At 67.8% G+C, this 895-nt stretch carries 2 pseudogenes; both read left to right on the forward strand.

Going from position 1 to position 895, the window contains the following annotated elements:
* Positions 1 to 433, forward strand: a pseudogene (locus IG74_RS54065) (IS5 family transposase); the annotation flags it as partial.
* Between the two features lie 218 nt (positions 434 to 651).
* Positions 652 to 804, forward strand: a pseudogene (locus IG74_RS51805) (IS5/IS1182 family transposase); the annotation flags it as partial.
* Positions 805 to 895 lie beyond the last annotated feature (91 nt).

The raw sequence follows: 895 nt of genomic DNA on the forward strand, positions 1-895 counted from the left end.
GACCGGGGCAAGTACGGGCCGAAGATCCACTTGATCACGGAACGGACCGGACTGCCCCTGTCCACCGGCATCTCCGGCGCCAGCCTCCACGACAGCCAGACACTCGGACCACTCGTGCGCGGCATCCCGCCCGTCAGATCCCGCCGCCGCCCCCCGCCGACGGCGCCCGGCCAGGCTGCATGCCGACAAGGCGTACGCCAACCGGTCGCTGCGCCGCTGGCTGCGCAGCAGGAACATCACGCCTGGCATCGCCCGCAAAGGCATCGAGAGCTCCCAGCGACTCGGACGCCACCGCTGGACCATCGAGCGCAGCATGTCCTGGCTCACCGGATGCCGCCGGCTCCACCGCCGCTACGAACACCAGGCCGACCACTTCCTGGCCTTCACCAGCATCGCCTGCACCCTCATCTGCTACCGCACACTCACCAAATGAGATGACGTCTTACTGAGCGTTTCACCCTGTCTGAAGCCGATACATGCTGGTTCGAGCAGGCTGGCAGGACGGCACTGAAGTGAGAGGAGGGCCACCCGTTCACCGTGAGGCCCCAGAGGGCTGTTTGATCCCGATGTCTCCTGTCTGATCCCAACCCGGGCCCGCTCGGTGGCCTTTGGCCGCTGGCCGGGGCGGCCACCGCGCAGTACATCTGAAACATGACCGCCCACAGCGGCTACCCCAGCGACCTGTCCGATGAACGCTGGCAGCTGATCGAGCCGGTGCTCACCGCCTGGCGGGCCGAGCGCCGCGGCCGCGGCCTGGACATCGGCCGTCCGCCCGAACACGACCTGCGCCTGCTCATGAACGCGAGTGCGCCGTGAGGCGCTTTGTTGTATCCCCGGTTCAGCCGGGAGGGAATCGGAAGGAGGTCCCTGGGTCACCTGGCCCACCTGACGGTGA

The sequence above is a fragment of the Streptomyces sp. NRRL B-1347 genome (genome assembly GCF_000720325.1).
Taxonomy (GTDB): Bacteria; Actinomycetota; Actinomycetes; order Streptomycetales; family Streptomycetaceae; genus Streptomyces.